Annotated in this window: 19 protein-coding genes; 12 read left to right on the forward strand and 7 right to left on the reverse strand. The window is 64.7% G+C overall.

All coding sequences use genetic code 11. From position 1 onward, the window contains the following. Positions 1-23: 23 nt before the first annotated feature. The 3 genes from AB6807_RS35590 to AB6807_RS35600 form a co-directional block, all read right to left on the reverse strand. A complete protein-coding gene (locus AB6807_RS35590) occupies positions 24-1,310 on the reverse strand; it encodes a TRAP transporter large permease (protein ID WP_371088257.1) in 1,287 nt (428 codons plus the stop codon). Continuing rightward, on the reverse strand, positions 1,307-1,873 hold the full coding sequence (locus AB6807_RS35595; protein WP_116914304.1) for a TRAP transporter small permease: 567 nt from the start codon (positions 1,871-1,873) through the stop codon (positions 1,307-1,309). Before AB6807_RS35595 ends, AB6807_RS35590 begins: the two co-directional genes overlap by 4 nt. Before the next feature lie 115 nt (positions 1,874-1,988). Then, a complete protein-coding gene (locus AB6807_RS35600; protein WP_371088258.1) occupies positions 1,989-2,999 on the reverse strand; it encodes a TRAP transporter substrate-binding protein in 1,011 nt (336 codons plus the stop codon). Between the two features lie 150 nt (positions 3,000-3,149). Here AB6807_RS35600 and AB6807_RS35605 point away from each other — a divergent pair, with 150 nt between their 5' ends. From AB6807_RS35605 to AB6807_RS35620, 4 genes are all read left to right on the forward strand, one after another. Further along, positions 3,150-3,830: a GntR family transcriptional regulator gene (locus AB6807_RS35605; RefSeq protein ID WP_371088259.1), complete on the forward strand. Its 681-nt coding sequence runs from the start codon at positions 3,150-3,152 to the stop codon at positions 3,828-3,830. A 10-nt stretch (positions 3,831-3,840) separates the two neighbouring features. Then, positions 3,841-4,884, forward strand: a complete 1,044-nt coding sequence (locus tag AB6807_RS35610) for a Gfo/Idh/MocA family protein (protein ID WP_371088260.1) — start codon at positions 3,841-3,843, stop codon at positions 4,882-4,884. 56 nt (positions 4,885-4,940) lie between these two features. Next, positions 4,941-5,585 (forward strand): hypothetical protein, encoded by a 645-nt coding sequence (locus tag AB6807_RS35615; RefSeq protein ID WP_371088261.1) that lies wholly within the window; start codon positions 4,941-4,943, stop codon positions 5,583-5,585. Positions 5,586-7,204: 1,619 nt separating this feature from the next. After that, positions 7,205-9,208, forward strand: coding sequence for a ParB/RepB/Spo0J family partition protein (locus tag AB6807_RS35620; RefSeq protein WP_371088262.1), 2,004 nt, complete (start codon positions 7,205-7,207; stop codon positions 9,206-9,208). Between the two features lie 64 nt (positions 9,209-9,272). Here the strand turns inward: AB6807_RS35620 and AB6807_RS35625 are convergent, their stop codons facing one another. Genes AB6807_RS35625 through AB6807_RS35635 form a run of 3 tightly spaced genes read right to left on the reverse strand, consistent with a single transcriptional unit; the run spans position 9,273 to position 10,955 of the window. Continuing rightward, positions 9,273-9,764, reverse strand: coding sequence for a hypothetical protein (locus AB6807_RS35625; RefSeq protein WP_116914298.1), 492 nt, complete (start codon positions 9,762-9,764; stop codon positions 9,273-9,275). A gap of 4 nt (positions 9,765-9,768) precedes the next feature. Next, positions 9,769-10,527, reverse strand: coding sequence for a StbB family protein (gene stbB / locus AB6807_RS35630; protein ID WP_371088263.1), 759 nt, complete (start codon positions 10,525-10,527; stop codon positions 9,769-9,771). Further along, the gene (locus AB6807_RS35635) at positions 10,524-10,955 is read right to left on the reverse strand and encodes a hypothetical protein (protein WP_371088264.1); all 432 of its coding nucleotides are present in this window, start codon (positions 10,953-10,955) and stop codon (positions 10,524-10,526) included. Before AB6807_RS35635 ends, stbB begins: the two co-directional genes overlap by 4 nt. Before the next feature lie 481 nt (positions 10,956-11,436). Between AB6807_RS35635 and AB6807_RS35640 the strand changes: the two genes are divergently transcribed. The 3 genes from AB6807_RS35640 to mobF are packed head-to-tail and all read left to right on the forward strand — an operon-like array spanning position 11,437 to position 16,403. Continuing rightward, on the forward strand, positions 11,437-11,793 hold the full coding sequence (locus AB6807_RS35640) for a hypothetical protein (RefSeq protein ID WP_371088265.1): 357 nt from the start codon (positions 11,437-11,439) through the stop codon (positions 11,791-11,793). Then, on the forward strand, positions 11,790-13,385 hold the full coding sequence (locus AB6807_RS35645) for a type IV secretion system DNA-binding domain-containing protein (protein ID WP_371088266.1): 1,596 nt from the start codon (positions 11,790-11,792) through the stop codon (positions 13,383-13,385). Before AB6807_RS35640 ends, AB6807_RS35645 begins: the two co-directional genes overlap by 4 nt. A gap of 12 nt (positions 13,386-13,397) precedes the next feature. Then, positions 13,398-16,403 (forward strand): MobF family relaxase, encoded by a 3,006-nt coding sequence (mobF, locus tag AB6807_RS35650; RefSeq protein WP_371088267.1) that lies wholly within the window; start codon positions 13,398-13,400, stop codon positions 16,401-16,403. Between the two features lie 103 nt (positions 16,404-16,506). Here mobF and AB6807_RS35655 read toward each other — a convergent pair whose 3' ends face one another. After that, the gene (locus tag AB6807_RS35655; RefSeq protein WP_132749195.1) at positions 16,507-17,349 is read right to left on the reverse strand and encodes a helix-turn-helix domain-containing protein; all 843 of its coding nucleotides are present in this window, start codon (positions 17,347-17,349) and stop codon (positions 16,507-16,509) included. Positions 17,350-17,479: 130 nt separating this feature from the next. Here AB6807_RS35655 and AB6807_RS35660 point away from each other — a divergent pair, with 130 nt between their 5' ends. Genes AB6807_RS35660 through virB5 form a run of 5 tightly spaced genes read left to right on the forward strand, consistent with a single transcriptional unit; the run spans position 17,480 to position 22,090 of the window. After that, positions 17,480-18,106, forward strand: a complete 627-nt coding sequence (locus AB6807_RS35660) for a lytic transglycosylase domain-containing protein (RefSeq protein ID WP_371088268.1) — start codon at positions 17,480-17,482, stop codon at positions 18,104-18,106. A gap of 45 nt (positions 18,107-18,151) precedes the next feature. Continuing rightward, positions 18,152-18,523 (forward strand): hypothetical protein, encoded by a 372-nt coding sequence (locus AB6807_RS35665; RefSeq protein ID WP_371088269.1) that lies wholly within the window; start codon positions 18,152-18,154, stop codon positions 18,521-18,523. Positions 18,524-18,531: 8 nt separating this feature from the next. Beyond that, entirely contained in the window at positions 18,532-18,861 is a 330-nt protein-coding gene (locus AB6807_RS35670) for a hypothetical protein (RefSeq protein WP_371088270.1), read from the forward strand. Beyond that, positions 18,861-21,368 (forward strand): conjugal transfer protein TrbE, encoded by a 2,508-nt coding sequence (locus tag AB6807_RS35675; RefSeq protein ID WP_371088271.1) that lies wholly within the window; start codon positions 18,861-18,863, stop codon positions 21,366-21,368. The genes AB6807_RS35670 and AB6807_RS35675 overlap by 1 nt, the downstream gene beginning before the upstream one ends. Beyond that, positions 21,368-22,090 carry a P-type DNA transfer protein VirB5 gene (gene virB5, locus AB6807_RS35680; RefSeq protein WP_371088272.1) on the forward strand — a complete coding sequence of 241 codons (723 nt, stop codon included), beginning with the start codon at positions 21,368-21,370 and terminating at the stop codon, positions 22,088-22,090. Before AB6807_RS35675 ends, virB5 begins: the two co-directional genes overlap by 1 nt.

The raw sequence follows: 22,090 nt of genomic DNA on the forward strand, positions 1-22,090 counted from the left end.
TACGCGTGCAACGCGAGAGGGTTTCAGAAGCCGCTGTGGAACAGCTTCGCGGGGCCGGTGACAAGCCAGGGAAAGAAAACCATCAGGAACATGATCAGGAACTGCGCGATCATGAATGGCATCACTCCCTTGGTCACTGTGTCCATCGACATTCGACCGACGCCGGCCACCACGTTGAGTACCACGCCAACCGGTGGCGTGACCAAACCGATGGCGTTGTTCATGATGAACATGACGCCAAAGTAGACGGGGTCGATCTTGGCGGCGATGACGACCGGCATCAGAACGGGCGTGAGGATCAGGATGGTGGGCGTCATGTCCATCGCGGTGCCGACGATCATGACCAGCACCATGATCGCCACCATCAACAGGATGGGACTGTCCATGAAGGGTTGGAGCATGCCTACCACCTTGCCGGGAAGGTCTGCCACCGTGATGAGCCAGGCTGAAACCATGGCCGCAGCCACCAGGAACATCACCACCGCGGTGGTCTTGGACGCCTTCTTGAAAATGCCGAACAGCTGCGAGAGTTTGAGGCCGCGGTAGATGACCGTCGCGACGAACAGGGCGTACACCGCCGCCACCACGCCGGCCTCCGTCGGCGTGAACACGCCCATGCGCAAACCGACCAGGATGATCACCGGCAGCATCAGCGCCCACCCACAGCGGCGCAGCGTGGTCAGCAATTCCTTCAATGGCTTGCGCGGCGGAGGCAACACGCCTTCGTTGCGCGCGACGTAGGCCCAGGTCACCCACAGCGCAAGCCCCATCAGCAGGCCCGGCGCGATGCCGGCCATGAACAGCTTGGAGATCGAAACGTTGGCCGTGACGCCGAAGATCACCAGTCCGATGGACGGCGGCAACACCGGCGCAATCACCCCGGACGCCGCGATGAGACCGGCCGCGCGATGCGGCGCGTGGCCGGCGGCCACCATCATCGGCAGGAGCATGGCGGTCAGGGCAGCGGCATCGGCCACCGCGCTGCCCGACAGTGCCGAAAGCATGATCGATGCGACGATGGTCACGTAGCCCAGGCCGCCCCTGATGTGACCGACAAGTGCCATCGCGAATTCGACGATGCGCTTCGACAGTCCGCCTTCGTTCATGAACTCGCCAGCCAGCAGGAAGAAGGGCACTGCCAGCAGGGGGTAGCTGTCTGCGCCGCCCAGCAGGTTCTGCGCGAGGATCTGGGCTTCGAACAGGTCCATGTGCCACATCAGTGCCACGCCGCTGACCAGCAGCGCAAACGAGATCGGGATGCCGATGGCCATCGCCAGCAGCAGGGACCCAATGAAGATGGTGAGTGTCATGCGCGCTCGCTCTGTTGTTTGGGGAGGTCGGCGCCATGCGGGAGGTTGAGCGCGGCCAGGTCTTCGGATTCCTGGACCATCACCAGGTCGTCATCGTCCATGTGACCGGTGAAGAGCAGCCACAGGTCCAGAAGCAGCACGATGCATGCGCAGGCCGAAAAAGCCACGCCAGCCGCATGCAACACGGCCATCGGCAACTGGGTGGAAGGTGCCAGCACATCCATGTTGATGCTGGTTTGTTCCAGCGCGCCCCTGAAGACCAGGTAGCAGACATACAACATGGTCAGATGGCCGAGTACCAGGCAGATCTTTTTGCCGAATGGGGGCAGGCGCGACACCAGGGCGTCGGTGCCAAGGTGCGCGTGCTCGCGCAGCGCGACGACGCAGCCCATGAAGGTGATCCACACGAACAGCCAACGCGAAATCTCTTCGGACTGCGTGATCGACGAGTTGAAAACATAGCGCAGAACCACGTTGCTGAAGACCAGCGCCACCATGATCATGAGCGCCACGGCCATCACGTTGGTGACACCGCGGCAAAAAGAATCGATCAGCTTTACCATGCCTGCTCCTCTGTACGACCCGTCGGCGCGCGATGCTCTCGGTTGCATCGCGGCGCCCCCCAAACGACCGCCGACTCCAACTCTCAGGAATTGGGGCGGGCTTGAATTCGCAGAATCAGAACTTGGAGACGCGGTCCAGTTCGGTCTTGAAGAGCGTGATCACGGCCGGGTCATACGCAGCGGAAAACTTGTCGTAGATCGGCTTGACCTCGGCGCGCATGCGGGCCGTCTCGGCGGGTGCAACGGCGTTGTACGTCATGCCCTTGGCCTGGAGTTCGACCAGGGCCTTGCCGGCGGCCTCGCGGCTCGCCGCACGCTGGTAAGTCTGGGCTTCCGTGGCGGCTTCCTGCAGCAACTTGTGCTCCGCAGGTGACAGCTTGTCCCAGAAGCGCTTGCTGATCTGAATCGGGTTCGTCGCGTACACATGATTGGTGCCGCTGACGTACTTCTGCACTTCGTAGAACTTGCTGGACAGGATCACCGAATACGGGTTCTCTTCCCCGTCGACCGCCTTGCTCTCGAGGGCGTTGTACAGCTCGGCGAAGGGCATCGGCAGAGGGTTGGCCTTGAAGGTCTTGAAGGTCTCCAGGAACACCGGATTCGGGATGACGCGCAGCTTCAGGCCATCGAGATCTTCGCCCTTGGTGATGGGCCGCTTGCTGTTGGTGACGTTGCGGAACCCCAGGTCGAAAAATCCCAGGATGACGATGCCCTTGTCGGCCAGCTTGGCGCTGACCATCTTGCCCAGCGGGCCGTCCACCATGGCGTCTGCCTGCTTCCCGTTGCTGAACAGGAAGGGGAAATCGAACAGTCCGAATTCCTTGACGACGCCGGTCAGCGAAGTGGTGGACGCCACGAGCATCTCCTGCACGCCGCCCTGCAGCGCGGATTGCTGCTGCAGCTCGTTGCCGAGTTGGCTGCTGGCGAATTCCTTGACCGTGAACTTCCCGCCGCTCTTGGCTGCCACGAGCTCGGCGAACTTCTTGACGCCCCAACTGGTCGGGTGGTCGGTGTTGTTCAAGTGGCCGAAGCGGATCGTTCGTTCCTGAATGTCCTGGGCTTGGACAAGCGTGGCGGCGATGAGCAGTGCGAGGCCGCCTGCCAGTTTCAAGAATTTCGATGCCATGAATGTCTCCTTGGATTTGGAATGTAAGAATATTATTGAATCATCTGGTGAATCGCAATGCATATGATGATCAGGGTATTCTCTGATTGCCGAAGAAGCGGCCCGAACCGAAAACTGCGCAGAATTGCGATCCGCTCAGGAGCAACCTTGTTGACCGACCAATCCCTAGATCCCCAGGACAGCCCCACCGTCGGCGAGGTCGCCTATCGCCGTATACGCTCGGACATCGTGCTGGGCCGCCTGACGCCGGGGCGGCGTCTGCCGCTGGAACGGATGAAGGAGGCCTACGGCACCAGCGTCAGCACGCTGCGCGAGCTCTTCAGCCGCCTGGCCACGGAGGGACTGCTCGTCGCGGAAGGGGCCCGTGGGTTTCAGGTCAGCGCCGTCTCGTCGGCCAACCTTCGAGACGTGGCGTCGATGCGGCTTCTTCTGGAGGGCCATGGACTCAAGGAGTCTTTTCAGCGCGGTGACCTGGAGTGGGAAGGACGGGTGGTCGCGGCTCATCACAAGCTGGCGACCATGGAAAAGCGAATGGCGACCGATGCCCAGGCGCCGGCGGAAACCTGGCGCCAGTACGACTGGGCCTTTCACGTGTCGCTGATCTCGGCTTGCGGGTCCGACTTGCTGCTGCAGACCTATGCATCGATTTGCGACAAGTACCTGCGCTACCAGATGATCGCCGCCGTCTTTCGCGGCAAAGAGGCCGAGGACGAGCACCAGGTTCTCCTGGAATGCGCACTCCGCAAGGACTGGCAGCGCGCGCAACAGACCCTGACCACCCACGTCGAGGATTGCGTCACGCAGATGGCCTCGGTGCTGGACGCCGCCTGAACCGAATTTCGTGAGCTATCCCATGACATCGTCAACTGACCCGCTGCGCATCGGCATCCTCGGCGCCGCGCGAATCGCCCGTTCATTCGTGGAAGCGGTTCGGCCGTCGGCCAAGGTCATGGTCAGCGCCGTGGCGAGCCGGGACAGCGAGCGCGCTGCAGCCTTCGCGCGCGAGCTCCACATCGGCCGGGTCCATGCCAGCTACGAGGAGCTCCTTGCCGACCCCGACATCGACGCGGTGTATGTGCCGCTCCCCAACAACCTGCATGCGGCGTGGTCGATCCGGGCCGCCGATGCCGGCAAGCACGTCCTCTGCGAGAAGCCGCTCGCCGCCAGTGCGGCGCAGGCACAGGCCATGTTCACGGCTGCCGAGAAGAATGGCGTGTACCTCGTGGAGGCCTATCCATACCGGGCTCAGCCGCAAACGCTCATGGTTCGCGAACTCATCGCGGCCGGCGCGATCGGCCGCATCCAGCTCATCCAGGCATCCTTCGGCTTTCCCATGGCCGACGCCGCCAACATCCGCATGGACCCCGGCCTTGCGGGAGGCGCGCTGATGGACGCAGGCTCGTATCCGGTGAGCTTTGTGCGCACCGTGGCAGGCGCGGCGCCGTTGCGCGTGTCTGCCGTGTCGCGATGGGGCGCGACGGGCGTGGATCTGACCACGATGGCAACGCTCGAGTACCCGGACGGTGTTGTTGCGCAGATCTCGTGCAGCTTCACCACCGCGCGTCACCGGCACGCATTCATTGCGGGCGATGCGGGTTCCATTCACACCACCTACTTCAACGATACCGGCGCCGACTTTCCTCCGCTGGTCGACCTGCGCCGAGGCACCGGATGGGATGCGGCACGCGAAGTGATCAAAACCGAAGCGCTTGCCGGATTTCTGGCGGAGGCAGAGTCGTTTCACGACCTCGTGCGATTCGGTTGGGGCGGATGGACGGGCGCCACGCCTGCCGAATCGATCGACATCGCAAGAACGCTCGATGCGATCGCGGCCAGCAGTCGCGGCGGCGCTGCGGTCGACGTCGCCGATGCGCGGGGGAATTGAGAATGTTGCTTCCAGGCAGTGCGGCGTTGGCAATGTGGTGGGACATGGCGCCTGAGATGAAGCTCGAATTCGAGCATTGGCATTCCCATGAACATTTTCCCGAGCGCCTCGGCGTGCCCGGGTTCCAGCGGGCATCGCGCTGGACGAGTGCTGCGGGGGGCGAAGGCATCTTCGTCATGTACGAGCTCGCTTCGCATGCAATTCTTTCGTCGGATGCTTATGTCAGTCATCTGAACACGCCCTCGCCATGGTCCGTGCGAATGATGCCGCACCATCGGAACATGGTCCGCAGCCAGTGCCACGTGCTCGAGTCGTCGGGCAGCAGCGTTGCAAGGAACGCGCTGACGCTGCGCGTCTCGCCGCTGCAAGACAGTGCCGACACGCTGCGTGGCTTTTTCAAAGCGCTTTGCACGGCGCTCGTCCAGCGGCCGGGCATCGTGGGTGTGCACCTGTTGCGTCATCAGACGCCACCCGTCGCGGAAACCACCGAACAACGCATTCGCAAATCCGCTGACCGCGTGGCCGATTGGGTGTTCGTTGTTCATGGGTACGAGACACACGCCGTGCAATCGCTCGTCGATGCCGATCTTTCGGCTGGGGCCTTGCGGGCGTCAGGCGCGGCCGAAGGTGCGATCAGTGGTCTCTATACGCTATCGCATTCGGCGACGCCCGCCGACATGGCCGGCTTGAACGCACTTTGACGGCCATGCAACGGGAATTGCTGCGAGCCGTTCTCCACTTGAAACTGGCGCGTGATCATTGCGTAGAAGATGGGGATGACCTTGCCAGTCAGCCGGTACGTTCACAACGCCTGCACTTATGACGACTTTGGCTGATGCGGGGTGAAGTTGCATGCGGCTCCTAGAACCCGCAGGCCTCCAAACTCCGTCGGATTGAAGTGACCTGAATAGGCACCTCGTTGCCCTCGCATTCGCCGGGCATGGCCCCGGCCCAAACGGCTTCGCTGCTGATGACCTGAACGAACTGGGCGCCGCTGGCCAGCTTCATGCCGCCGCCATCCGGGCCAAGAGAGCGGGGGACGCTCGTCGTCGGAATCGACCAGGCACATCGGCGCGCCGAACTGGGCACCTTTGCTGCGGTCGTCGGGACCCACGCTGAACTGGCGCCAGTTGGCCATCGTTTGGCGGATGGCTTCGGCGCCTCACGCGACGGTTGCACCGAAGTCGCCAGAATGAACTCAGACGGTGAGGTTTTCCGTGCCGTTTTGGACGGAGTTCCAGCCATCGGGCAGCACTTCGCCGCGCTGGCTCACATGAGCTGACAGGCCCGACATCTCGACGCGCTGCGAGCTTTACAAAAAGAGCTCGGCAATCGCATCGCCCTTGTCGACGTGGCAGGCGGTCGCCAGAGAGGCAATCCGTTCCAGTTGAAAGGCCCGGCAACTGAATTTCTCTCGCATCGGATGGTGCATCCGTTCGCAGCGACGGCAACCTGGCCATCGATGCGATGGATCAATGACGGTCAGACGGTCAGACGGGCTGCGTGAGCGGCGGGTGCAGGCCAGCCGGGGCGACGCACAGGGTCCGCCGATGGCGTCGAAGGTGTTCCACGCGGCGAGCCTGACCGGCGCAAGGGTGGGCCAGGTCGATGAGGGGCCAATGCCGATTCGGGCGCCCCGGCGTCTGCGCCGACGTCGGGCTGCTGCAGGTTCGCGCGTGCACGCTCATCCCCTGCGGGGACGGGCCCGCGGCCGGCCTTGCGCATCCCTGGCGCGGGACTGCGTCCCGACTTCCGATGCATGACGTGCCTGCGGCACGTGGGGGCGCTCGCCGCGCGGCGGTTCCGTGCCCGCACCGGTGGCCCCGTGGGCGGCCGTTCACCGGAGTCCTTCGCTTGTTGCCGGTGACTGTGCGCGCGCGGCGCCGGGCGACCGGCTGCGCCTGCAAGGGGGTGTTCGTAACGCTGGCGCGTGACGAAGGCTTCCCCCTTGCTCTCCCGTCCCCGCGCGCGCCGGGCGCCACCGGGCGAAGAACTCAGGAGAACGGCAGCCAGCCGCCAGGAGGCGACCGGCGCGTGCAAGGAACCCTTGTCCGAAGGGCTCCGAATCTAGGAATCCGGCCTGCCCGAAGAGGAGGGGCAGCGGCCGCCGGGCTCCGGGTGCTTCGGCCCTTGTGGGGTCGAGTCCATCGACCTGTTCATTTCATCGAAAGGAAAAGCCATGACTGCGATTGTTGATGCAAAGAAGACAGGAGCCGCGAAGGCTGCGGGATCGAAGACAAAGACAAGCCAGGAGGCGAGTGCCAGCGCGAAAACGCCACCGAGACGGGCGCGGGCGGGCGCGCGCACCAAGACTGCTGCCGTGGGGTCGGGGGGCGGGGCCATGCAGGGCGCGCCGCGCGACCTTCTGGTGCCGCTGGACCAGCTCGTGCTGGGAGAGGCGAACGTGCGGCGGGTCCACGGCGCCGAGGGACTGGAGGAGTTGGCCGCGCTGATCGACGCACAGGGGCTGTTGCAGCGCCTGAGCGTGGTGGCGCAGGACGACGGTCGCTATGCCGTGGTCGCGGGCGGGCGCAGGTTGCGCGCACTCCAGTTGCTCGCGCGGCGCGGGCGGGTGCAGGCCGACCATCCCGTCGAGTGCCGCCAGTGCGATGCCTCGCAGGCGCGGCAGGTCTCGCTGGCCGAAAACTCGGGACGCGAGGCGATGCACCCGGCCGACCAGATGATCGCGTTTCGTGAGCTCGTCGAGCAGGAGCACCTGAGCGTGGCGCAGGTGGCGCAGCGTTTCGGCGTCTGCGCGCTGACCGTGCAGCGCCGCCTGCGGCTGGCCCGCCTGGCGCCGCGTTTCGTGGCAATGTACCGCGAGGGCGAGATCGACAACGACCAGCTGCAGGCGCTCGCGCTGATCGACGATCCCGTCGCGCAGGAGGCGGTATGGGACGGACTGCGGCCGCACGACTGCAGCGCCTGGCGCATCCGGGAGGTCGTCACCGACGAGGCCTGCAGCGCCGACAGCCGGCTCGCGCGCTTCGTGGGGCTGGACGCCTACGAGGCGGAAGGCGGTGCGGTGCGCCGCGACCTCTTCGCCTCGGACGACGACCTCGGCGGCATCTTCCTGGCAGACCTCCCGATGCTGCAAGCACTCGCGATGGACAGGCTTCGCGGCGTGGCCGCCGCCGTGCAGGCCGAGGGCTGGGCATGGGTCGACTGCACGCTCGACACCGAGCGCGCGGCATGGCGCGGCTTCGGCATCGAAGACCGCTCGCCGCGCGAGCCCAGCCACGACGAGGCGTTGCAGTTGCAGCGGCTGGCCGCCGAGCTGCATGGCTGCGAGCTGGCGCTCGACGTGTACCGCGACGAGGGGGACGTCGAGGCAGAGGATGTCGAGCAGCGCGAGGGAATGCTGTGCGACGCGGTCGATGCCGCGCAGGAGCGCCTGGACATGGCACGCGAGGCACTTCGGCATTGGACGCCCGAGCAGCTGGCAGGCGCCGGTGCGCTCGTGCGGCTCGACCCTCGCGGCGACATCGTCGTCGAACGCGGTCTGGTGAAGCCGGCGGACACCGACTCCTCGGCGCGGCCCGTTTGCAGCGACGATGCTGGCATGGACGCCGGCATGCCGGCGCACGCCCGTGCGGAGATCGGTGAGCGGCTCATGCGCGACCTCGGGTCGCACCGCACTGCCGCGCTGCAGGCGGCCCTCGTGCAGTCTCCGCAGGTGGCCCTCGCGGCGCTGGCGCACCGCATGGCCGAGGCCGTGTTCGGCCTCTACGGACGCGGCAATGACATCGTGCGGGTCACGACGCGCGTGTGCGGGGACGGCACGCTCGCGCTGGCGGCGAGCGGGTACGCCGACAGCCGCGCGGGCGCCGTGCTCGCGCAGGCCGAGCGCGACTGGGACGAGTGCCTGCCCGGCCGCCCGGAGGCGCTGTTCGCCTGGCTGCTGGCGCAGCCGCAGGACCGCGTGCTGGAACTGTTGGCTTACTGCACCGCGCGCAGCATCGATGCAATCGGCACACGCTCCCAGTCGCGGGCCGACATGAGCGATGCGCTCGCGACGGCGCTGGGTGTGGACATGGCCGACTGGTGGCAGGCCACGCCGCAGCACTACCTGCAGCACGTCAGCAAGCGCGCCATGCTCGACGCGGTGCGCGAGGCCACCGGCGCGCAGCCGCCGCTGGCGCTTGCGGCGCTCAAGAAGCCCGAGCTTGCCGCGCACTGCGCCGCGCTGATCCAGGGCACGCGCTGGCTGCCGCAGCCACTGCGCGTTCGCGGGCTGCAGGACGCCTCGAACGGCGAGGAGACGCCGCTGGACGAGCAGGAGGGCATGCGGCAGGCGCAGGAACGAGAAGCCGCGCAGGACTGAGCTTGCGCTGCCCCCGCGCTTGAACCGGGGCGGCGCATGCGGCGCGCCCTTGGTCCCAGCGCGATCATGGCCGCAGCACGGCCTCGACCTTGGTGCGCGTCGCGGCGTCCAGCGACGACCAGCCGCGCTGCAACGCGCGTCCCAGGCGCGCCTGCGACGCGTCTTCGCGCGCCAGCGCCACGGCAGCCGCAGCACCGCACACCGCGCCGGCCAGGCACATCAGCGCCGCACCGATGGCGGTGCGCCGCCGGTGCCCCGGCGAGCGCGCCGCTGCGCTGGCGCCGGCAGGACTCCCTGGCGCGTGGCTCGGTAGCGTGTCGGCGGCGGCGGCCTCGATGCGCGCGGCCGCGCGGTCGAGCCGGCGGCTGGCCTCCAACAGCGCCGTGGGCGCGTCCACGCTGCGTTGCACCAGTGCCGCGAGCGTGGCCAGGTCGCCCTCCAGAGACTCTCGGGCCGCCTGGACCATCGCCGCGGCCGCCTCGGCGCGCTGCAGCAGCGGTTCGACGTCCTCCAGCAGGATGCGCAGCGCCGCCTGCTGCGCGGTGACGGCACCCATGGGTTCACGCCCGGCGCGCCGGCCTCGCAGACGGAAACAGCAGTGCGTGCACGCGTGCCAGGTTGTCCTGCGCGGTGACCGCCAGGTCGTGCGTCATCTGCGCGGCCATGGCACGCTCGAGCGCCTCCATGTCGCCCGCACGCCGCGCGTCGCCGCGTGCAGCCTTCCAGTCGGTGGCGTCGCCCGCGAGGTCGCGGATCGTGCGGCGTGTGCTCTTCGCAAGTTCGAACACCTCGCTGCGCGCGACCACGGCATGGGGCTCGAAGACCGCCTTGTCGCGGCCTTCGCTCAGGCCGTAGCCCACGACCTGCGGATAGACGCTGGCCACGGCCTCCAGGCTGTCGGTGGGGTACTGGTTGAACAGGACGCGGACCTTGCGCGGCAACACCCCGAGCGCGTGCAGCCAGTCGACGGTCGCGATGGTGTCGCGCTGCTGCTTGTCCGCCGGCACGGCAGGCACCAGCACCAGGTCGAACTCACCGACGGCGCTGCGAAAGCGCGCCATCTCGCCCATGAACGCAGCCACGTTGGAGGCGCCGACGTCGACGATGACCTCCTCGTGAAGCATGATCTCGCGAAAGATCTCCCGAAAGCGACTTGCGCTGAATGCCTCAACATCCAGCGCGTCCACGGTGTCCACCTCGCTGGCATTGATCGACTCCACGCTCACGATGCGCGCACCCGGCGTGAAGGCCGCAAGCAGGTGGACCGCGAGCGTGCTCTTGCCGACGTTGCCCGAGAGATTGAGGACACAGGTTTTCATGGAGAGGTCCTGGCCTTGCGGCCGCTGGCCCGCGCGACCTGGGCGTAATCGCGCGCCGCCGCGCGCTGCGCCGCGGCGAACGCGTCAAGCAACTGCACCGGCGCGCTCGCGCTCGCGGGCGCGGCGGCTGCAGTGTCGTCGGCGCGGGCAGGCCTTACCGGTGCCTCGGCCGGTGCCGGGGTCGGCTCACCTGTCGCACCCGGCGGCGTGCGACGGCGCGCGCGCACGAGCGCCGCGCGGTAGTTGTTCCAGCTCACCGCCAGGCCGCCCGCGCGCAGGTGCGCATGGATCGCCGCATGGCTGTGGCCCAGGGCATGCGCGTGCCCAATGGCATCGCACAGCCGGGCGATCACCACCGACGCGCTGCGCAGCCGCTGCGCCACGAGCGCTTCGGTCTGACCCTGCAGCCGCTTCAGAGGGTCGGGCACGGATGGGTCCATGGGTTGCCTCGATGATCGTTATGGCGATACATTTCGCGCATGAATCGAATTTTGTCTTCTAAAACGAGACATTGCAAGCCGGGCGCTGAGCCGGCGCGAGATGCACTTTGGGCACGGTTCGGATGCCGGCGCGGCGCGTCGGATGCGAAAGGAGCACGCGATGGAGACAGCTTGGATCCGGTCGCCGGCCTTTGGCCGGTGCATGTCACGCTGTCGGGCGGCCTTGCGGCCCGCCCGACGGTGGTGGGGCGCGGCTTCCCCTGGCGGTGTGGTGGGAGAGACGGGCTTCGGGGACGGCCAGCGGCCGCCCCCGAAGCCCCCGCCCACCGCCCAGCGGGCGATACACCATACGCACCCACAGGGTGCGGTGCAACCCGCATCCGGGCTCGATTGTTCGGTGTTACACGACTGCATCCTGTGTGACCCGGCCACCGTTTCTCCTCCTGGACAGAGAGGCACGGAGTAACACATGGGCAAGTACGTTCCGCTGCGCTTCAACGACGCCGAGGAGGAGGTGCTGCTGCGCCTCCATGCAGCCTCCACAGACGCGGCCCTTGGGACCCATATCAAGCGCGTCTACTTCGATGCCTCGCAACCCAACACGAATGCGTTGCAGGGCATGCGCCAAGAATTGGGAATGTTCAGGGAATTGCTCGCGCGCCCGAACGGGCTCAGCGCGACGGGCATCGACACGGACCTGTTGATGGGACTGATTTGTGGCCTCTATCTCATGGTGCGCAAATCGGTCGGCGAGGGCGTTCGAACGCAGGCGGATGAGTTCATCGACGTCTCTGCCGTGGAGAACTACCTCAGGGGACGCCGATGAGCGGCGAGCACCGGACACCCGACAACGCCTTGCGTGGTTGGCTGGGCGTGGCGGTGTTGGGGATGATCCTGGCGGGTTGGTTCGCCGGCATTGCCGTCTACTACCGCCCGCCGGCGGCGGTGTTCGTGCACGTGGTCTGGTTCGCCGCCAGGGCCACGCCAATCGTCCCGGCGCTGTGGCTGGGGCCCATGTGCGGTTTGCTTGGTGGAATCACGCTATTTGCTTTTGCCATGCGCCGCTATGCAAATCACTTCGGGGGCGCGGTCTTTCTTGCAAGGCTGCGCGGCCCACGCATGGTCAGCCAGCATGTGCTTGCATCCAGAACCCGCGGCGCGAAAGGACAGCTTTCATTTGCAGGGATCCCGGTGCCTCAGGCGGTCGAAAGCACGCAATTCTTCGTCGGCGGATCCACCGGCACCGGCAAGAGCGTGTGCATCGGGGGATACATCGAGAGCGCGCTTGAGCGCGGCGATCGTCTGATATGCATCGACCCGGACGGCGCATCGATGCGGTACTTCCACGCGCCGGGAGATCGGATCCTCAACCCCTTCGACAAGCGCAGCCAAGGATGGAGCATCTTCAATGAGATTCGCACGAGTTTCGATTGCGAGCAGTACGCGATCAGCCTGATTCCGCGCAGTCCGTCCACCGAACAGGAGACCTGGAACAGCATGGGCAGGACGATCGTCAGCGAGACCCTGACCGTTTTGCTGAGGCAAGGCCAAGGCAGCACGGAGCGTCTTGTGCACTGGCTGACCGCTGCGAGCAACGAGGACCTGAAAAAGTTGCTTGCCGGAACGCCGGCGGTGGGATGCTTTCATGGTGCGACAGAAACCCTTGCAAGCATCCGCACCGTGCTGACCCAGTACATCACGCCGCACAAGTACTTGCCGTCGGGCGACTTCTCGTTTCGGGACTGGCTGGACGAGGGGCGCGGCAGCCTGTGGATCACCTGGCGCGAGGACATGCTGCAAGCCCTCAAGCCACTGATCTCGTGCTGGGTCGACGTCACGTGTGCGAGCGTACTCTCGATGCCCGAAGACCCATCCCGCCGCCTGCACCTCGTGTGCGACGAACTCGATTCGCTCGAAAAGCTCAACTACATCGTCGACGCGGCGACGAAGGGGCGCAAGAAGGGGCTACGCATCTTGCCGGGTGTGCAGTCGCTTGCGCAGCTCGACAACACGTACGGCAGGCAGGATGCGCTCACCCTGCGCAACTGCTTCAGAAGTTCGTTTCTCTGCGGCATCGGCGAACTGGACACCTACACGGCAGAGGAGTTCTCCCGCGGACTCGGCGAACACACCGTGCTCAGACGCGTACCCAGTCACACCGCGGGCGGCGCGCGCGGCAGGGGTAGCATTTCCCATCGCCAGGATACAGAGCGCGTCGTTTCTCCGGCAGAGTTTCATTTGCTGCCAAACCTGACCGGCTACCTCAAGTTGGCCGGTAACTATCCGATCGCGCGCGTGACGTTGAAGTATCAGGCGCGTCCAGTGGTGGTGGCGCCCCTCGTGATGGCGCGTGACTTCACGGACCGGCCTCAGCGCAGCAACGTGTTGTTCGGCGCAGGCGCTGAAGCGTGCCTCTGAGGCGCCGGCAGCATGCTCTCCTTCAAGTTCATCACGAGCGCGGCGGGGGCGGCGCACTACTTCGAATCGTCGGACGACTACTACGGCAAGGAGGGCCACCGCGGCGAATGGATCGGCGCGGGCGTTGCGTTGATGGGACTGACGGATAGCGCATGCGTCGCGCCTGAGACGCTGCGCCAGCTTCTGGATGGCCAGTTGCCCGAAGGACAGCGCACCCGATTGAGTCGCACGCGCGCGGGCAAGGATCGCAAGGGCATCGACTTCACCTTCAGTGCGCCGAAATCGGTCAGCATCCAGGCACTGATGCTTGGAGATCCACGCATCACCGCGGCGCACGACGCTGCCGTTGCCGAAAGCCTTCAACTGCTACAGACTTTCGCGGCCGCGCGCAAGAAAGAGCGCGGCCTCTCCTTCCGTGAACGAACGGGGGTGCTCATCGGTGCGGCTTTCCGGCACGAACTGTCCCGTGCTCAGGATCCACAGCTGCACACGCATGTCCTTGTCATGAACCTTACGCGGCGTGCAGATGGGGAGTGGCGAGCCCTGTCCAACGAGGATCTGTTGCGCAACGTTCGCATGGTGGGTGCTTTCTACCGGTCGACGCTGGCCGCGAAGCTGCGTGAGCTGGGATTTGACTTGCGAGCGACGAGCAAGGGCGGCTGGGAACTCGCTCATGTCTCTGATGCGGCGGTCCGGCTTTTCAGCCAGCGCAGCCGGGAAATCGAGCGGTTGCTCTCGCTCGGCGGGCGCGATCGGGAAGGTGCCAGTTCCGCCCAGAAACAGGCCCTCGCGCTCGCATCTCGGCCCCGCAAGAGCGAGAGTGACCGCGCCTGGCTGCGAGCGCAGTGGCTGCAGATTGCGCGAGAGGCAGGACTCGATCTAGCTAAGCAGCATCGACCCGACGTTGAGTTTCGGCGGTTGCCACGCCGCTTGGGTATGGTCCTGGACACAGCCACTCAGAAACGCTCTGTCATCACGGCCGCAGCAGACGAGGCGGTAGGCTTCGCCATCGCGCATCTGGCGGAACGCCAGGGGGTCTTTTCCCGCGCGGAACTGCTCGAGGTCGCTTACGGCCGCGCTGCGACAGCCGCGCCACCAGGAGCGGTAGAAGGCGCACTCGACCGGGCGCGGACTGACAAACGGCTTGTTCCGGAGCTCGCGCTGTTCCAAACTGCACGGTCCTTGAATGTCTCAGCCTCGGAACTGGCCAAGGATCCGAGCGCCGCTCGCTTCAAGGTGCATGACGAGTTCGAAAAGCTCAGCCGATCGTCATGGATCGCCCTGACCATGATGGCGCGTGGGCAGACAGAGGCGCAAGCGGAGCGCGCCGTTGACGCGGCCATTGCGCGCGGCGCGCTTGTTGCCTCGGAGCCACGCTTCGCGACGCCTGAGGCTCGCCGCAGCGAACTGCACGTGCTCTCTCTGGAGAGGCGTGGCCGAGGTGCCGTTCCGTCAGTTGCGTCGGCGCCTGCCGTCGCGCGGCTGCTGGCCGGCAGCAACCTCAATGCCGGGCAGCGCGACGCTGTGGCCATGATCCTTTCCACGCACGACCGGTTTGTCGGCGTGCAGGGGTTGGCCGGAACCGGCAAGAGCCACATGCTCAGCAAGGCGGTGGAGGGGATCAAGGCGGAGGCGACGCGGTTGTCCGTGTTGCGAGGCTACAAGGTGGTAGGACTGGCGCCCTATGCCTCCCAGAATCAGGCGCTCGCGGCATTGGGGATGGAATCGCAGACGCTGGCCTCGCTGCTTGCAAGAAAGAGTCTTCAGGAGCGTCTCGGCAGCCGCAGCATCGTTTTTCTCGACGAAGCGGGTGTGGTTCCCGCACACCAGTTCGAGATGCTGATGTCAATCATCGAACGCCAGAATGCGCGCCTGGTGCTGACGGGCGATCGCCACCAGACGCATGCCGTTGAGGCTGGCAGGCCCTTCGAGCAGCTTCAGGACGCGGGCATGACCAGGGCATTTCTTACAGAGATCCAGCGGCAGAAGAGCGAGTCCCTTCGAACCGCTGTCGTGCATGCGGCGCGCGGGGAGGTGCCGCTTGCTGTGGCTCGACTGCAGCATTCAGTGGTCGAGGCACGCGACGACACCCGCCGGCATACGTTGATTGCAGACGCATACCTGCGGCTGGCTGCCGAGGATCGCGCAGAAACGCTGATCGTGTCAGGTACGAACGAGGCACGTCGCAGCATCAACGCGAAGGTGCGCGCGGGCCTCGGTCTGCAGGACAACCATCAGGTGAACATCCTGGATCCGGTGGACATGACTCGCGCAGAACTGAGATCGGCCCAGAGCTACGATGTCGGTCAGGTTGTCGTTCCCCAGCGCAGCTATGGCACAGAGCTTTTCAAAGGCGAGCAGTTGCGAGTGCTCGATGTGGTGCATCGCCCGGGGCATGGCACGCTGATCGTGCAACGGGAAGATGGCACTGTCCTCAACTTCGATCCATCCAAGCGCTCCATGCTCAGGGTGTACCACGCAGAGACCGTGGACATGGCGACCGGGGACCTTGTGAGGGTCATTGCGAATGACAAGGGCCTTGGCGTGCGCAACGGCGAGCGGTACCGCGTGGCGGCCATCGATGACCGACACATAACGCTGGAGGGGCAGGGCGCTGTCATTCGCGTGGATCGATCGCGCGCTGCGTACCTTCAGCACGCGTACGCCAGCACCGTTCATTCGGCACAGGGTCTTACAAGCACCCGTGTGCTGGTGGACGCCAACACGCGCAGCCTGTCAAGCAACAGAGCGGTCTTCTATGTCGCGATTTCGCGCGCACGCGAGGAGGTCACGCTTTTCACGGAAGATGCATCCAGGCTCGCAGTCGCAATGAGTCGGGAGCCGAAGAAGTTCGCCGCGCTGGACCTACGTGACCCGCAAAACGAGGCAAATCTTCTCAAGGTGCGCACGCAACGGTTGCCACAGCGAACACGCACTGCCGATGCTGCTCGGCACGGACCAGCCGCAGCGCCAAAACCAACTCTGGATGGCATGCAACCGTCGCGGGCGATGCATTGAGCGCCTCAACGGGTGTTCGGCGGAGTGGCGTGTTCGTTTGACCGCATCACGGCGCAAGTGCTCCGAATGTCCTGCCCCTATTGAGCTCGTGGAAGTGTCGCGTTCAGGCGCCAAGACTGTTTTGGAGCACGGAGGCGAGAAGAGGGAGTTGCACGGGTTTTTCCAGGATCTGGGCCTTGTACTGCGCCATCGTCTGTGCAAGTTCAGCGATGTCTGCTGCCGTTGTGCGCCTGCGATCGCAAAGCAGGATCACGGTGGGTGGCATCTCACGGGCTCGAATGGCCGACAACAGGGCATCAGTCTTTGACCGTGCAACGGACCAGTCGATGACGTAAGCAGCGAATCCGCCGTCGACGGCAGCCTGGGCGAGGTCCGCCAGCGTGCCAAGCGAATGAGCGTCCATGCCCGCGCCTCGAAGGTAGTCGCGAAGTGCGGCAGTCGCTTTCTCTGTCGCATCCAGTACGGCAACACGCGGGGCACTGGGCACCGATTGGTCCAGCTCGAGGCGCGCGACGCGCAGTGCGTGCGCCGGTGGCACAGCAGCCACAGGCATCACCACATGGTCGTCGCCAGTGCGCAACCCGACGAATGCATCGTGAGGCGATGGCAGATTACCCGGGCGTAGCCAGATGCGACATGCGACCTTGGCGTCCCCCACGCAGAGCGTGGCCGCGATGCCCGTCCTGCTTTCGGCACGCCCGTCCGCTGGATGAGTTGCCACCACGCCGGCGAGCGTTTCTCCGAAATGCTCGGCCAGCGCGCTGAGCTCTTCAAGTGTCCATGCCGTGCTCTTGCTGACACGCTGATGCGCTGCTGCGCGCGACAGTTCGAAGAACTCGCCCACGAAGGCAGAGTGGCGGTGCTTCGGGATTCCGTGCCGCTCCAGCAGCGCGCGAACTGCCTGCGCGCCGCGGGAAAGGAGTTCGTCGTCGTACGAAACGGGCATGAATTGTTCCAACACGTAAGCGGCACTTCTCAAAAGTGCACAGCAGTACTAATCTTGTAAAACAAGACAAAAATGCAGAATGTCTTGAAATAGTGGTTCTCAGGACGTCGTTTTTGCCGAGGAGTCGGTAATGGTAGACAGTTTGGGCTTGCTTGAGCAATGCGCGCCTCAGGTCCCTACGCACCTGATGCACGCGTTGGTACGGGTCGAATCGGCGTGGCGCCCCTTGGCCATAGGGATGGATGCCCGTGAGGGCCGGGTGCCACAGCCACGCACTCTCACGCAGGCCGTCGCGCAAGCCAAGGCCCTTGCTTCAGCGGGCCGGGGATTCTCGGTCGGGCTGGCACAGATTCATGTGGGCAACGTGTCGCGCTTTGGCATGGCATGGGAGCAGGCCTTCGACCCTTGTCTGAACCTAGAGGCAGGCCAACGCGTCTTGCGCGGCTTCTACGGTGTGGCTACAGCGAGGGGCTACGCAGGACAGGCGGCTGTGGAAGCAGCCTTGCGCGGCTATAACGCCGGCGCCATCGATCGCGTCGCTGGCGACGGTTACGCGAAGCGGGTTGTCGGTTATGCGCAGGGTCGCCTGCAACCGACGGTCAAGGCGGGCGGCCCGGCCTCTGAATTTCCAACGCCCGCTTCGCCCCGGATCCGCCCCGAAGCGTTGCGCGGCAGCGCAGACCCGTTGGTTCCCCCGGGTTCGCAAAACGAAGCGGAAGACGTCTTTGCGAGACGGGCCGTCGTCCCGGGCTTCTAGCCCAGGGCCGATGCGCCGCGTGAACAACAGCATGAAGGAGCAATGATGAAACCAGCGATATCGTCGAGGCTTTGGAACACCGGACGCCCGCGGCAATGGCTCGCAGGTGCAGTGAGGCTTTGCAGCGCGAGCGTTTGCGCTCTGAGCACGGCCGATCCCGCGCTCGCTCAAAGTCTCAAACAGGCTGGCGTCAACATCTTCACGGCCATCTACGGCGTGGTGGGAGTGATCGGTGCCATCGCGTGCCTCGTGACACTGCTGAACTGGGTCACCGGAAATTGGCTTGGGCGAGAAGACCCAAAGAAAATCTTCTTTCATGCCCTGATCGGCACAGCGTTGGCGTTTGGCGTGGTCGCGATCATCCAGTTCGTCAAGGATGCCGTGGGTGGTTCGGCCTCCGGCATCTCGAGTCTGTGAGCCCGACTGTGAGCGACCTTCGCCACGAGGAGCCGCCGCTGGAACGGGTGGCGGTATATCGCGGCCCCCAAGTGCCCGCGTTGCAAGCGTACGTCCCATTGCCCGTGTTCGGCATCGAATGCATGGTGCTATTGCTGGGCATGCGTCTTTTTGGGTTCTGGTGCCTCCTGCTTTTGCCGCTGCATCTGATTTTGGTCATGCGCACCAACGAGAATCCGTTCTGGGTGCGGGACTTCGTTGCCAACTATCGATACCGCTGGTTTGCAGCCAACCGCAGCGGGAATGCGGAACGCGCTGTGGTCTTCAGTCCCCATCTGAGCCGTCGGGAGGTCCTCTGATGCGAAGCGACGCCATCGAAAGCGCGCAACGCAGCGTCGCCAGCTGCCTGCCCTATTCGCAGCAGGTCGACGATTACACGGTGATCACCTACGAGGGCGACCTGACGCAGACCATCGCGTTGCACGGCGTTGCGTTCGAGACCCTTGGCCACGGGGAACTCGACAGCCTCAGCCAGCAATGGCTGGCCGCTCTCAACAGCATCGCCCGCAGTCCTCATATTGCCCTGTGGACGCACGTGGAACGTCGCCGCGTGCAGTACGACACTTCGGATACGACCTATGACAACGACCTGTCGCGCGAGTTCGCCCGGCAATATGCAAAAAAGTTCGAGGGCGAGCGGCTTTTCACGAATCGCCTGTTCGTCTCGCCGGTCTACCGCATCGCTGGCAGCAGGATCGATCGCCTCGGCCTGCGACTGTCGCGCGACGACGGCGAGTCCATGGCGCAGCTTAGGCGCAGCGCGCGTGATGAGCTGGCGCGTCTGTGCGCGCAACTCATGGCAAGCCTGCGTCGCTACCATCCTCGCGCGCTGGGCACGCATGAGGTCGACGGCCAACTGTTCTCGCGCGTCGCCCGGTTCTACGGACGGCTCATCCATAACGTCGACAGGCATATCAGACTCGATGCCTGTGAGCTCAGTCACAAGCTACAAGGAGGAGCCCTGAATTTCGGCGCGGAGACCGTGGAAATCGAAGGCGCATCGGGCTCCCGAGTGGCCGCATGCCTCACGCTGGTCGCGCCGTACCAAGCCGAGTTTATCGACGTCAAGGTCTTCGATGGGCTTCTGTCGGCGCCTTTCGAGTTTGTTCTGAGCCAGTCCGCGACCGTGATGGCGTTCGACCGTGCGGATGCGATGCTCAAATCCCAGTTCAACCGCATCAAGAGCACCAGCGCCAACGAGGACCAGCTCAACGAGGTCGCTGCGGCGCGCACGCAGCTGCAGGCCGGACGCTTCAGCATGCTCGATCATGAACTCGTGCTGATTGTCTACGGCGACACAGTCAAGGAACTGAATCTTCATATCAACATGGCGGTTACGTTGCTCGACCAGAAGAGCATGGGGGTGTCGCGTGAGCGAGGCGGCTCGTTGATCTGCACGTATTTCAGCTGCCTGCCGGGCAACTTCCGGCACGGGCGCATCCGCGCGATGCCCATCAGCAGCCGAAACTTCGCGAAGCTTTTTCCGATGCACAACCATCCCACGGGCAATGCCGCCGGCAGCCAGTGGGGCGAACCAATCGCCCTGATGAAGACGGCAGCTGCCGGACCGTACTTTTTCAATTTTCATGTCAGCCGCGACCGGTTGCTCGAGCAGGGCGTACGACTGGACTACGACGATGCTTCGGCATCGGACGGCCGCGTCACTGGTCCACAAGAAGACAAAGAAAGTGCGCAGGGGCAGCGCACCCACAGAAAAGAACTTGGCAACTACAAGATCATTGGGCGCTCGGGCAGCGGAAAGACCGTGCTCAAGCTTGCACTGAGACTGCTGGCGCGCAAGAGCGCACTGGCCGGGGGAAGGAAACTGAAGGTCTTCAGCTTCGACAAGGATCATGGTGAGGAGATCTGCATCCGCGCCATGGGGGGGCAGTATTTCGACATCGCCGCAGGGGAGCCGACAGGCATGAATCCGTTCTCCTTGCCACCCACGCCCGAGAACGTCGCGGTCATCCTGAGCATCATGTCGTGGAACGCTCAGTTCGACGGCAAATACGTCATGTCCCACCGTGACGAGGATGTCCTGCTGCGCAGCATCCGGCAGGTCTATCAATTGCCTCCACAGCAGCGCCGCTACGCCCGCGTGCGCGATGCGCTGCCCACGCACCAGGAACACAGCCTTTATCAGGCACTGGGACGCTGGTGCGACGGGGGCCCGTTCGCATGGGTGCTCGACAACGCACACGACCGGTTCGACCTGGACGGATGCGACACCTACGGATTCGACATGACGAGTTTCCTGGACATCGAGGAAGCGCGCACGCCGATCCTGCGCTATCTGACCCACAAGATCGCACGACAGGCGGCGGGAGCACCGCACATCATCGACATCGCCGAGGCGTGGCGTGCGCTCAAGGACCCGTTGATGCAGCGTTTCATCGAGGACAAGGGAAAGACGATCCGTAAGGAAGACGGCGTGATCGGGCTGGACACGCAGGAGCCAAGCGACATCAGTCGCTCGCCGCTGGGCAGCACCCTGCTGTCTCAATTTCCCACGCAGCTGCTGCTGCCCAACGGCGAAGCGGAGCATGCGGACTACATCGAGGGTTTGAAACTGACGCCGCGTGAGTTCCATCTGGTCAAACACACCGAAGAGAACTCGGGCCAGTTCCTGTTGAAGAAGGGCGCTGAATCGGTACTCGTACGGCTGGACCTCTCAGGGATGGAGGACATGCTGTCTGTGATCTCCGCCAGTCTTGACAACGTCGAGGTGATGCGTGCGGCCATCGACTCCGTCGGATCTGAGCCAGCGCGATGGCTTCCTGTGTTTCTGGAAAGGAGAGTGTGATGACTACGTTGCAAGCGGCAAGAAATCTTGGCATGGCCATCGTGGTTTGCTTGAGTCTGACGCACATCGCGCACGCCCAGATACCGGTGACGGTCACGAGCGACATTCCCGCCACGATGAACCAGATCGAGACGATCGCCAAGTGGATGGAGCAACTCAACGCCATGAGCAAGCAGCTCGACCAGATGAAGCAGCTTTACGGCACGCTGCAGGGGGCTCGCAACATGGGAAGCCTGCTGAACAATGATCTTCTCAAGCAGTACCTGCCTGAAGACTATGCGACCGCCGCTCGTGCGATGCGGGACCAAGGCGGTGCATTCGCCGGCGTCTCGGGCGCTCTCGAGGACATCGTGCGGGCCAACCAGCTGCGCTCGTGTGCACAGATGAGCGCGGATCCTGGCGTGCGACTGCGTTGCGCGCAGCAGTGGCAGCAGCTTGCGCTGCAAAAGCATGTCGGTGATCTCGGCTACCGCAAGGCGGCGGAGAACATCCGAAACCTGCAGACCTTTGTCGGATCGATCAACGCGTCCTCCGATCAGAAAGCCATTGCCGAAGTGCAGGCGCGCATCCAGGTCGAGACTGTGCGAATGCAGAACGAGCAGATCAAGCTGTCGGCCATACAGTCGATGCAGGAGGCGGATCGCCAACTGCGTAGGCAGGCAGCGGCCGACAGTTTCAATGCTGGCATGGCACGTGGCGCGGCAGGCGGAATCCGCTTTTGA

The sequence above is a fragment of the Variovorax sp. RCC_210 genome (assembly GCF_041355175.1).
Lineage (GTDB): Bacteria > Pseudomonadota > Gammaproteobacteria > Burkholderiales > Burkholderiaceae_C > Variovorax.

What these genes read in the sequence shown, in the direction of transcription:
- virB5 (WP_371088272.1), top strand. Translation starts at nt 21,368, where the DNA reads ATGACTACGTTGCAAGCGGCAAGAAATCTTGGCATGGCCATCGTGGTT.
- AB6807_RS35640 (WP_371088265.1), top strand. Translation starts at nt 11,437, where the DNA reads ATGGGCAAGTACGTTCCGCTGCGCTTCAACGACGCCGAGGAGGAGGTG.
- AB6807_RS35675 (WP_371088271.1), top strand. Translation starts at nt 18,861, where the DNA reads ATGCGAAGCGACGCCATCGAAAGCGCGCAACGCAGCGTCGCCAGCTGC.
- AB6807_RS35590 (WP_371088257.1), bottom strand. Translation starts at nt 1,310, where the DNA reads ATGACACTCACCATCTTCATTGGGTCCCTGCTGCTGGCGATGGCCATC.
- AB6807_RS35665 (WP_371088269.1), top strand. Translation starts at nt 18,152, where the DNA reads ATGAAACCAGCGATATCGTCGAGGCTTTGGAACACCGGACGCCCGCGG.
- stbB (WP_371088263.1), bottom strand. Translation starts at nt 10,527, where the DNA reads ATGAAAACCTGTGTCCTCAATCTCTCGGGCAACGTCGGCAAGAGCACG.
- AB6807_RS35645 (WP_371088266.1), top strand. Translation starts at nt 11,790, where the DNA reads ATGAGCGGCGAGCACCGGACACCCGACAACGCCTTGCGTGGTTGGCTG.
- AB6807_RS35615 (WP_371088261.1), top strand. Translation starts at nt 4,941, where the DNA reads ATGAAGCTCGAATTCGAGCATTGGCATTCCCATGAACATTTTCCCGAG.
- AB6807_RS35625 (WP_116914298.1), bottom strand. Translation starts at nt 9,764, where the DNA reads ATGGGTGCCGTCACCGCGCAGCAGGCGGCGCTGCGCATCCTGCTGGAG.
- mobF (WP_371088267.1), top strand. Translation starts at nt 13,398, where the DNA reads ATGCTCTCCTTCAAGTTCATCACGAGCGCGGCGGGGGCGGCGCACTAC.
- AB6807_RS35595 (WP_116914304.1), bottom strand. Translation starts at nt 1,873, where the DNA reads ATGGTAAAGCTGATCGATTCTTTTTGCCGCGGTGTCACCAACGTGATG.
- AB6807_RS35660 (WP_371088268.1), top strand. Translation starts at nt 17,480, where the DNA reads ATGGTAGACAGTTTGGGCTTGCTTGAGCAATGCGCGCCTCAGGTCCCT.
- AB6807_RS35655 (WP_132749195.1), bottom strand. Translation starts at nt 17,349, where the DNA reads ATGCCCGTTTCGTACGACGACGAACTCCTTTCCCGCGGCGCGCAGGCA.
- AB6807_RS35600 (WP_371088258.1), bottom strand. Translation starts at nt 2,999, where the DNA reads ATGGCATCGAAATTCTTGAAACTGGCAGGCGGCCTCGCACTGCTCATC.